Source organism: Streptomyces sp. ActVer (assembly GCF_027270795.1).
GTDB classification, from domain to species: domain Bacteria; phylum Actinomycetota; class Actinomycetes; order Streptomycetales; family Streptomycetaceae; genus Streptomyces; species Streptomyces umbrinus_A.
On sequence record NZ_JAPWHT010000432.1, the window covers coordinates 1 to 8741 of the forward strand.

General features: G+C 70.4%; 11 protein-coding genes and 6 tRNA genes. 8 read left to right on the plus strand and 9 right to left on the minus strand.

Annotated elements, in window-relative coordinates; translation table 11 throughout:
- Positions 1-763 precede the first annotated feature (763 nt).
- A tRNA-Val gene (locus O3Q52_RS42800) sits at positions 764-835 on the minus strand.
- A 69-nt stretch (positions 836-904) separates the two neighbouring features.
- Positions 905-1339 carry a TIGR02611 family protein gene (locus O3Q52_RS42805; RefSeq protein WP_055618066.1) on the minus strand — a complete coding sequence of 145 codons (435 nt, stop codon included), beginning with the start codon at positions 1337-1339 and terminating at the stop codon, positions 905-907.
- A gap of 191 nt (positions 1340-1530) precedes the next feature.
- Between O3Q52_RS42805 and O3Q52_RS42810 the strand changes: the two genes are divergently transcribed.
- Positions 1531-1944: an SsgA family sporulation/cell division regulator gene (locus O3Q52_RS42810; protein WP_003959770.1), complete on the plus strand. Its 414-nt coding sequence runs from the start codon at positions 1531-1533 to the stop codon at positions 1942-1944.
- Between the two features lie 285 nt (positions 1945-2229).
- A complete protein-coding gene (locus tag O3Q52_RS42815; protein ID WP_269653940.1) occupies positions 2230-2787 on the plus strand; it encodes a CGNR zinc finger domain-containing protein in 558 nt (185 codons plus the stop codon).
- A 41-nt stretch (positions 2788-2828) separates the two neighbouring features.
- Here O3Q52_RS42815 and O3Q52_RS42820 read toward each other — a convergent pair whose 3' ends face one another.
- The gene (locus O3Q52_RS42820) at positions 2829-2981 is read right to left on the minus strand and encodes a hypothetical protein (protein ID WP_169802000.1); all 153 of its coding nucleotides are present in this window, start codon (positions 2979-2981) and stop codon (positions 2829-2831) included.
- 166 nt (positions 2982-3147) lie between these two features.
- On the minus strand, positions 3148-3597 hold the full coding sequence (locus O3Q52_RS42825; protein ID WP_055618068.1) for a hypothetical protein: 450 nt from the start codon (positions 3595-3597) through the stop codon (positions 3148-3150).
- A 255-nt stretch (positions 3598-3852) separates the two neighbouring features.
- Here O3Q52_RS42825 and O3Q52_RS42830 point away from each other — a divergent pair, with 255 nt between their 5' ends.
- Positions 3853-4377, plus strand: a complete 525-nt coding sequence (locus O3Q52_RS42830; RefSeq protein WP_269653941.1) for a DsbA family protein — start codon at positions 3853-3855, stop codon at positions 4375-4377.
- 36 nt (positions 4378-4413) lie between these two features.
- On the opposite strand, the gene O3Q52_RS42835 is transcribed toward O3Q52_RS42830, so the two are convergent.
- The 3 genes from O3Q52_RS42835 to O3Q52_RS42845 are packed head-to-tail and all read right to left on the minus strand — an operon-like array spanning position 4414 to position 7170.
- Positions 4414-5238: a GNAT family N-acetyltransferase gene (locus tag O3Q52_RS42835; protein WP_269653942.1), complete on the minus strand. Its 825-nt coding sequence runs from the start codon at positions 5236-5238 to the stop codon at positions 4414-4416.
- A 58-nt stretch (positions 5239-5296) separates the two neighbouring features.
- The gene (locus O3Q52_RS42840; RefSeq protein WP_269653943.1) at positions 5297-6118 is read right to left on the minus strand and encodes an aminotransferase class IV; all 822 of its coding nucleotides are present in this window, start codon (positions 6116-6118) and stop codon (positions 5297-5299) included.
- Positions 6115-7170 carry a chorismate-binding protein gene (locus O3Q52_RS42845; protein ID WP_269653944.1) on the minus strand — a complete coding sequence of 352 codons (1056 nt, stop codon included), beginning with the start codon at positions 7168-7170 and terminating at the stop codon, positions 6115-6117. Before O3Q52_RS42845 ends, O3Q52_RS42840 begins: the two co-directional genes overlap by 4 nt.
- A gap of 156 nt (positions 7171-7326) precedes the next feature.
- On the opposite strand from O3Q52_RS42845, the gene O3Q52_RS42850 reads away from it, so the two are divergent.
- The 5 genes from O3Q52_RS42850 (at position 7327) to O3Q52_RS42870 (ending at position 7797) form a co-directional block, all read left to right on the plus strand.
- A tRNA-Gly gene (locus tag O3Q52_RS42850) sits at positions 7327-7399 on the plus strand.
- A gap of 39 nt (positions 7400-7438) precedes the next feature.
- Positions 7439-7512: transfer RNA gene (locus O3Q52_RS42855), tRNA-Cys, on the plus strand.
- Between the two features lies 1 nt (position 7513).
- Positions 7514-7585: transfer RNA gene (locus O3Q52_RS42860), tRNA-Val, on the plus strand.
- A 36-nt stretch (positions 7586-7621) separates the two neighbouring features.
- Positions 7622-7693, plus strand: a tRNA-Val gene (locus O3Q52_RS42865).
- 29 nt (positions 7694-7722) lie between these two features.
- Positions 7723-7797 (plus strand) — tRNA-Val (locus tag O3Q52_RS42870).
- 56 nt (positions 7798-7853) lie between these two features.
- Here O3Q52_RS42870 and O3Q52_RS42875 read toward each other — a convergent pair.
- Both O3Q52_RS42875 and O3Q52_RS42880 read right to left on the minus strand, forming a co-directional pair.
- A complete protein-coding gene (locus tag O3Q52_RS42875; RefSeq protein WP_269653945.1) occupies positions 7854-8168 on the minus strand; it encodes a zf-TFIIB domain-containing protein in 315 nt (104 codons plus the stop codon).
- 74 nt (positions 8169-8242) lie between these two features.
- Positions 8243-8741 (minus strand): phosphotransferase family protein (locus tag O3Q52_RS42880; RefSeq protein WP_269653946.1); only part of this gene is annotated, 499 nt, incomplete at its 5' end.

Consider the following 8741-nt stretch of genomic DNA (forward strand, 5'->3'; position numbering starts at 1 on the left):
CTGCGGCACGTACCGGACGGCTCCAAAGCGGAAGCGACGGACCGTGATCGGCTACACCACGACCGGGGACACGACCCGGAAACATGACCGGGCGTCTCCTCAGCGGGGTCCAGATCCGGCGCCCGCCGCATGAAACCGTAGACTGGCGCCCCTCAGCGGGGAACCGAGGCCCGCGCCCGCTCCGGGAGGCCGGAGTCCAACGTCCGCTCATCAGAATCACAGCCGGGCGTCCTTTTCGGAGGCCGGGCCCGGCGTCCGCTCCGGGAAGCCCAGGCCCAACATCCGCTGCCCAGAACCACGGCCGGACGTCGGCTTCGAGCGGCCCGGTCCGGCGTCCGCTCCGGGAAGCCCGGGCCCAGCGCCCGCTCTCAGAATCACAGCCGGACGTCAGCTTCGAGCGGCCCGGTCCGGCCTCCACTCCAGGAAGCCCAGGCCCAACACCCGCTCTCAGAATCACAGCCCGGCGCCCACTCCGAAGAAGCCCGGACCAGCGCCCATTCCACGGGGTCGCAGTCGGGTGCCCTTTCCGAGAGGTCCCAGCCAGTGCCTGATACGGGGAACCCGGACACACATCCGTTGCGGGGAATCCGGATAGGCGCCCGCCCCGGCCCCTCCGGTCGGCCACGTGCCGGAGCGCCCGCTCCAGCCAGCCACGCGCCCGGGGTGCAGGTGGTGGGCCCTCGGCGTGCCGGGAGAACGGGCCGAAACGGCGATTGGCGGCCGGGTCCACGTGCTCTGTGGACCCGGCCGCCAATCGGCACGGTGGGCGATACTGGGATCGAACCAGTGACCTCTTCGGTGTGAACGAAGCGCTCTCCCGCTGAGCTAATCGCCCGGGCGCACGGAGAAGATTACCCCATGTCAGGGGGTGCCTCCGACCGCCGCTGAAGGATGCGGAGGGCCGCTACTCCTTGATCTTCCACGGCATCTCGAAGCCGAACTTCCAGACGTAGATCCCGACCAGCACCGCGATGATCACCAGGCCGACGGACGTCAGGATGATGTTACGGCGCCGCACCTTGGGGTCGAGCGCCTTCTGTGTCGCCTCGGTCACCTTGCGCTTCGTCCAGCGGAGCACCAGCTGGGCCCAGACGAACTCGGTCGCCCAGATCGCCATGCCGCCGAAGATCACCAGCCACCCCGGTCCGGGCAGCGGCAGCATGATCACGCCAGCCACGACGACCGCGAGACCCACGATGAACACGCCCACCTGCCAGCTCAGGTGCAGCGCCCGTCGCGCCTTGATGAATTCCGGCGCACGGGATCCGAGCGCCGGCTCGCTCTTCGTTCCTTCGGCCGCCGCGACGGCCTCCCCCGTTTCGTCACTCCCCGTATTCATACGGCCAAACCCTACCCGACGGAAACCGGTCACCGGAATGGTGGTACTCCGCGAACGAGCACTCGGCCGGATGAGGTACCTAAAGACACGCAAAACACTCAGAGGGGTTTACAACGGCACCGTAGGTGGCATGTCGATTTCGCCGACGTGCGAATCCCCGAGCGCACACTGAGCGAAAGGCCCTGGCGCTTATGAACACCACGGTCAGCTGCGAGCTGCACCTGCGCCTCGTTGTGTCGAGCGAGTCCTCACTGCCTGTTCCCGCAGGACTGCGGTATGACACGGCCGATCCCTACGCCGTGCACGCCACCTTCCACACCGGAGCCGAAGAGACCGTCGAGTGGGTGTTCGCCCGCGACCTTCTGGCCGAGGGCCTGCACCGGCCCACCGGCACCGGCGACGTCCGCGTCTGGCCGTCGCGCAGCCACGGTCAGGGCGTCGTGTGCATCGCCCTGAGCTCTCCGGAGGGAGAGGCCCTGCTCGAGGCCCCGGCGAGGGCCCTGGAGTCGTTCCTGAAGCGAACAGACGCCGCCGTGCCCCCTGGCACGGAACACCGGCACTTCGATCTCGACACGGAGCTCTCGCACATCCTGGCCGAAAGCTAGGACGAGACTCCACACCAAGCCGCCCGGCGCCGTCCACTCGGGGAGACGGCTCGGGCTCAGACAACCGCATATGGCGCATGCACAGGCGCCGCCACCATGGATGTTCATGGTGGCGGCGCCTGAGCATGCGCCTGGTCGTGTGCCCTTGGCGGTCCCGCGCGGATGTCGCCCGCCCGCGCCCACGGGCCGTCCGCCGGGACCGAGCCCGTCCCCCGGGCCGGTAAGCGGCTAGCATCGGCCAGCATCGGCGGGCGGCTGCCCGACCCCCAGGCCAGGGAGCGAAATGTGCTGATCACCCACGACACCCGGTGCGCCCTCGACGCCGTGGTAGATCTGGTGAACACCGCACCGGAGGACGACACGGCGGACGGGCTCGCGAACCTCCCAGCCCTGCACGATTTCGTACGAAACCACGACATCAGCGATGTCGGCACCCTGTCCGAGCTCGATCTCTCGGCGGTGCGCAAGATCCGGGCGCGTTTCGCCGGGATCTTCGCGGCCACGGATCCCCGGGCCGCCGCCGCGCTCATCAACGAGCTGGTCGCCGCCGCGGGCACCACTCCGCGCCTCACCGATCACGACGGCTACGACTGGCACGTGCACTACTTCGCGCCGGGCGCGTCCGTCGCCGACCATCTCGCCGCCGACGGCGGCATGGCCCTGGCGTTCTTCGTGGTGGCCGGCGAACAGGAGCGGCTGCGCCGCTGTGAGGCACCGGACTGCAGGCGCGCCTTCGTCGATCTCTCCCGCAACCGCTCCCGCCGCTACTGCGACAGCCGCACCTGCGGAAACCGTCTGCATGTGGCCGCCTACCGGGCGCGTCGCAAGGAGGCGGCGGGCTGACGGAGTCCTCGGCGGGTGGCGCCAGGGACTCCGCGTACGGCTCAGAGCAGCAGCAGATCGTGCAGCGAAGCCATGAGCAGCAGACAGCCGATCACCGCAAGGAAGATCATCAGCGGTGGCTGGGAAAGCGCGAAGAGACAACCCCGCGGCTCCTCGGAAGGGGCAGCGGTGTCGCTCTGTGTTGTGTCCAGCATCTCGCGGCGATGATGGCGCAGCGGGCTGGCCCTACGCGATCAACACGCCCGGATTATGGGGGAGTTAGCCGAAATCCGTGACACGGCGGTCCACGATCTGGGATAGGTGCTTGTCCCACGCGGGCGCTCCACGGCACCGCCCGCATCACTGTGTCGTTTCAGAGCTTCATATGCCGTGCTTCTTCAGGATGGCCTCGATGTCGCTGAAGTCCTCCCCCTGCTCGGCCTTGCGGGGCTTCGCGGCGGGGCGGGTCGCCTGGCGGGTGGCCGGTGCCGCGCCGAGCGAGGGCGCCGAGGCCGCGGGGGCCACCGCCTCGCGCTGTGCGGCCCGGGCGGCCTTGCGCTCCTTGCGGGTCCCGCCGGTGCGCCGCTCGACCGCGCGTGAGGTCATGAACAGCAGCCAGGCCCCACCGAGCACTCCGAAGCCCGCCCAGGCCATCGGGCTGAAGGCGGTCTCCGCCGCCCATTCGACGGCCCCGGTCATCACCAGACCGAGGGGGACCAGCGAGTACGCGGTGAGGCGGACCGCCATGAGGAAACGCTTGCGGTACGCGGTGACCGCGGCGATGCCCAGGCCGGCCGCGGCGACAGCGGAACAGACGGTCTCGGCAATCATCCGGTCCTCCAGACATGGCTGGGGCGAGCAGGTCAGATTCGTCCCTTCCATCCTGCACCGCCCGCTGCCCGGTATGCCATGGTCCGGGCAGACCTCAGGGACATCTCCGGGTCGGCTCCTCCTCAGGGCCCGGTCCGTACGCGACCAGCAGTCGTCCGGGGTGCGCTCAGGGGCGGAAGGTCCCGGTGGCGGTAGATCCCCGTGGCGGAAGGTCCCGGTTGGGCCGCGGGAGCCTCGGCTGGAAGACTGAGACTCATGAGCGACTCCTCCCCCGCACGCCCCGCCGCCCCCGTCCTGGACGTCTGGTGCGAACTGCAGTGCCCGGACTGCCGCAGCGCCCTCGACGACCTGCGCGCACTGCGTGCCCGCTACGGCGACCGGCTGGAGCTGCGGCTGCGGCACTTCCCGCTGGAGAAGCACAAGCACGCCTTCGCCGCCGCCCAGGCCGCCGAGGAGGCCGCGGAACAGGGGCAGGCCTGGCCGTACGTCGAGGCGGTGCTCGGGCGCGTACAGGAGCTGGACCGTAAGGGAGAACCCTTCCTGGTCGAGGTGGCCGGGGAACTCGGCCTGGACGCCGAGGAGTTCGACACCGCCCTCATCGACGGCCGGCACATCCTGATCGTCGACGCCGACCAGGCCGAGGGCAAGGCCATCGGCGTGACCGGCACCCCGACGTACGTCATCGGCGGCGAGCGGCTCGACGGCGGCAAGAGCCAGGAGGGGCTGCGCGAGCGCGTCGAGGAGATCGTGGACCGGCTCCTGGCCGAGCAGAAGGCCTGATCACCGCACCCGCGCCCGCCGGAGGCAGAAGTACGGCTACAGCAGGTTCTTGTAGAAGTGGTAGGTGGTCGTCTCGTAGCCGAGTGACTCGTAGAGCCGCTCGGCCGGGGCGTTCCCGTCGAAGACGTTCAGGCGGATGCCGGGGTGTCCGGCGGCGATCGCCTGCACCTCCGCCAGGAGCATCAGCGAACGGCCGTGGCCCCGGCCCCGATAGCGCTCGTCGGACTCGACCTCGTAGACGAACGACCAGCCGTCGCGCGCGCCCAGCCACAGCACGCCGACCGGCGTTCCCTCGTGTTCCAGGATGCTGAAGTCCATGCCCGCGCTGCTGATCCCGTCCGGCAGCGAAGTGGCGTGGTCCCGTTCGGACTTGGCGCGGGCCTCGACCTCGGGCACTCCGCGGGTGATCCAGTCCTTGGCGTACTCCTCCTTCGCCCGCTCCTCCCAGGGCCCGAACTCGGCCTCCGTCATGGGGCGTCCCAGGCTGCCGGCGGGCAGTTCCGGTGGCGTGTCGCCGAGCCGCTTCTCCATGTGGCGGTTGCGCAGCGCGTAACCGAGGGCCGTGGTCAGCCGCAGTGCGGCCGTGGCCGTGGCGGGCACCGAGGCCTCGATCCGCGTACAGCCCCAGCCGCGCGCCACCTCCTCCGCGGCGAGCGCGGCCACGGTGCCGCGACCACGTCCGCGGTCCGGTTCGTCGATGCCGAGGTCTTGGATCCGGGCGACGGACGGCCCGGCGAGGGAGTTCGCGGCGAGGTGTATCCCGCCGACGGGGCGGCTGTTCACGCACACCGTGTAGTGCCGTGACAACGCCCCGTCGGCGTCGCGCTGAAGCGGCTCGGTCGGCCGCAGGGTCGTGGTCATCAGGGGTGTTGTACCCGTCCGCGAGGCCTACGTCATCCGGTTAAGTGCACGGGTCCTGTCAGGGATCGAGGTCGTCGCCCGCCCGCTCGTAGAAGATCCGCATGACCTTGGCGGTCACCGGGCCCGGTACGCCCGGCAGTTCACGGCCGTCGGCCCGGTGCACGGCCTGCACATCACGCAGCGACGAGGTCAGGAAGATCTCGTCGGCCCGCTCCAGAACGTCCAGCGGCAGGTCGGTCTCCCTGGCGCCCGTCCACTCGACGGTGAGGGCCCGGGTGATGCCGGCGAGGCAGCCGGAGGCCACCGGCGGGGTGTGGATCTCGCCGTCGAGGACGACGAAGACGTTCGAGCCCGTGCCCTCGCAGAGCTGCCCGACCGTGTTCGCGAACAGCGCCTCGGACGCGCCCTGTTCGCGCGCGCGGGCGAGGGCGACGACGTTCTCGGCGTACGAGGTCGTCTTGAGGCCCGTGAGTGTGCCGCGCTCGTTGCGGGTCCACGGCACGGTGATCACAGCGGTGGAGTCGGGACGCCGGGTGGACTCGCCGAGGGCGACGACCAGGGTCGGTCCGTGCTCCCCGCGGTCGGAGCCGAGCGGCCCGTGGCCCCCTGTGTACGTGATCCGCAGCCGGCCGAGCGGCACCGGGTTGGCCTCCAGGACGGCCGCGCAGGCCCGGCGCACCTCGTCGCGGTCGGGCTCGGGCAGCCCGAGGCCGCTCGCCGAGCGCGCCAGCCGGTCGAGGTGGCGGGTGAGCGCGAACGGACGTCCGTCGACCGCCTTCACGGTCTCGAAGACGCCGTCGCCCACGGTCAGCCCGTGGTCGAAGACGGAGACACGGGCCGATTCGCTGTCCTGCAGCCCGCCGTCGAGCCAGAGCTTCACCTGTGGGTCCCTTCACTTGCGTCGTACGCCCCTGGGTACACCCCCGACGCTACAGCGAGCAGTCGCGAGGCCTTCAGTTCGGTCTCCTCCCACTCGCGCTCGGGGTCCGAACCCCAGGTGATGCCCGCGCCGGAACCGAAGCGCAGCACGCCCTCCGCCCGGTCGATCCAGAAGGTGCGGATGCCGACGGCCAGCTCTCCGGTGCCGCGGTCCGCGTCGACCCAGCCGATGCCGCCGCAGTACGGGCCCCGTGGCGCTGTCTCCAGGGCCTCGATGATCCGCAGGGCGCTGGACTTCGGCGCACCGGTCACCGAGCCGGGCGGAAAGGCCGCGGCCAGCAGCTCGGGCCAGCCCGCGCCCTCGCGCAGTTCGCCGCGGACGGTGGAGACGAGGTGGACGAGCCCCGGGTGCTTCTCGACGACGCACAGGTCGGGCACGGTCACGCTGCCCGTGGCGCAGACCCTGCCCAGGTCGTTGCGCACCAGGTCCACGATCATCACGTTCTCGGCGTGGTCCTTCTCCAGCAGGTCCGCCTCGGTCCGCCCGGTGCCCTTGATGGGGCCCGACTCGACCACCGCCCCACTGACCCGGAGGAAGAGCTCGGGAGACGCGGTCGCTGTCTCCACGTCGTGACCGGGCAGGCGAATCGTTCCGGCATACGGTGCCGGGTTGCCGCGCGCCAGCAGGGCGGTCAGCGCGTCCACGTCGGCGTCGGGCGCGACCGGCGCGGACAGGACCCGGCAGAGGTTCGCCTGGTACACGTCGCCGGCCGCGATGTGCTCCCGGATGCGCCGGACACCGGCCGTGTACGCGGTGCGGTCGAGCGACGACGTCCAGTCACTGACGGCCGGACCGTGCCACTCCCCCGGCACCGGCGAGGGGACGGGCTCCCGTCGCACGTCCGCGAAACGGGCACAGACCAGCCGCCCCTCGAAGTCGGCACTGACGGCCCAGAAGCCACTGGAGTCCAGGGCCGCCGGGTCGCCGGTGACGTCGAGGAGACCGGTCGCGACGATGTTGCCGAAACGGGCGAGAGCTGGGAGGTCGTGCACGGCTGTGAGTCTATGGCGGGTGACCCGCGGGTGCCCTGGCCGTGTCCTGGAGCGGGCGTAGCGCAGCACGCTGCACAAACGCGTTTTTGTGCTGGCCCCGGAATCCGCTAGAGTTCAACACGTCGCCGGGACGCGCACGCGAACCGGAAACGACAAGCGGACGTAGCTCAGTTGGTAGAGCGCAACCTTGCCAAGGTTGAGGTCGCCAGTTCGAACCTGGTCGTCCGCTCGCAGGAAGTGGGGGATCTTCCCGAACCCCCGCACTCCTGGTGGAGTGGCCGAGAGGCGAGGCAACGGCCTGCAAAGCCGTCTACACGGGTTCAAATCCCGTCTCCACCTCCAAGGACGATTAGCTCAGCGGGAGAGCGCTTCCCTGACACGGAAGAGGTCACTGGTTCAATCCCAGTATCGTCCACTGGATCTTCCGGTACGTTCGGCGAGATCCGATCCCGCGCGATTAGCTCAGCGGGAGAGCGCTTCCCTGACACGGAAGAGGTCACTGGTTCAATCCCAGTATCGCGCACGCACTACGCACCACAGCAGGTCCCACCTGCGCGATTAGCTCAGCGGGAGAGCGCTTCCCTGACACGGAAGAGGTCACTGGTTCAATCCCAGTATCGCGCACCAGCCGAAGCCCCCGGCCGTCTCGTACGGTCGGGGGCTTCGTCGTTCCTCCGGGTCCGTCAGGAGGAGAAGAGCATGTGGCCGAAGCTCTTGTGACGCTTGTTGTGGCCGTAGTTACCGCCATGGCCGCCGTGCGGAGCACCCCAGGCGGGTGCGGGGGCCGCGGGGTACGCCTGCGGGGCGCCCGCGGACGGGTACGCCTGCGGGACACCGGGGGGCGGCGGCGCGGGCTGCGAGTACTGGCCCTCCAGGCGGGACAGCGACTCCAGCTCGCCGTAGTCGAGAAATATCCCGCGGCAGCCGCTGCACTGCTCGATCTGGACGCCATTGCGGTTGTACGTGTGCATCGGCGCGTGACACTTCGGACACTGCATGCTCGGCTCAACTCCTCGCCGGTCGGTACTGCTTCCGCCAGGACAGACTCCGCCCGGCTTCGGTCGGTTGCACCCTACGTCGCGTATTCTCCCGCCAACTCCGGCGGGTGTGCGGCCATTCGGTCACAAGCGTCGATGACGGACGTTTCCACCTCGTCCAACGGGCGCTCCGCCGCGACCGACTTGGCGATCGCCAGGGCCGCGGTCTGCACGGTCAGGGCGCGGGCCGGGACGTCGAGGGCCGGCCAGGGGTCGCTGTCCGCGGGAACGGCCGGACCATCGGCCTTCTGGTACGCCGTGAGGAAGCGGGCCCACTCGTCGGGCGGGAGGAGGCCGCAGGCGAACCAGGCCGCGGGGCGGGCCAGGTCCCAGGCGGGCTCCCCCAGGCCCAGGTCGTCGATGTCGATGAGCAGCCAGTCGCCGTCCCGCGTCCGCACCGGCTGGCCCAGGTGGGGGTCACCGTGGCACAGCGTGCGCGCGTACGGCATCGGGGCCTCGTCCCTCGCCCAGGCGGGCAGGACGGCCCAGGCGCGCAGGACCGGGGCGTCCGCCGGGTGCGGGCCTGCCGCGTGG

Bases quoted from the DNA above. Each gene is read 5' to 3' on its own strand.
- O3Q52_RS42805 (WP_055618066.1), bottom strand. From the start codon at position 1,339: ATGAATACGGGGAGTGACGAAACGGGGGAGGCCGTCGCGGCGGCCGAA.
- O3Q52_RS42810 (WP_003959770.1), top strand. From the start codon at position 1,531: ATGAACACCACGGTCAGCTGCGAGCTGCACCTGCGCCTCGTTGTGTCG.
- O3Q52_RS42820 (WP_169802000.1), bottom strand. From the start codon at position 2,981: ATGCTGGACACAACACAGAGCGACACCGCTGCCCCTTCCGAGGAGCCG.
- O3Q52_RS42825 (WP_055618068.1), bottom strand. From the start codon at position 3,597: ATGATTGCCGAGACCGTCTGTTCCGCTGTCGCCGCGGCCGGCCTGGGC.
- O3Q52_RS42830 (WP_269653941.1), top strand. From the start codon at position 3,853: ATGAGCGACTCCTCCCCCGCACGCCCCGCCGCCCCCGTCCTGGACGTC.
- O3Q52_RS42835 (WP_269653942.1), bottom strand. From the start codon at position 5,238: ATGACCACGACCCTGCGGCCGACCGAGCCGCTTCAGCGCGACGCCGAC.
- O3Q52_RS42875 (WP_269653945.1), bottom strand. From the start codon at position 8,168: ATGCAGTGTCCGAAGTGTCACGCGCCGATGCACACGTACAACCGCAAT.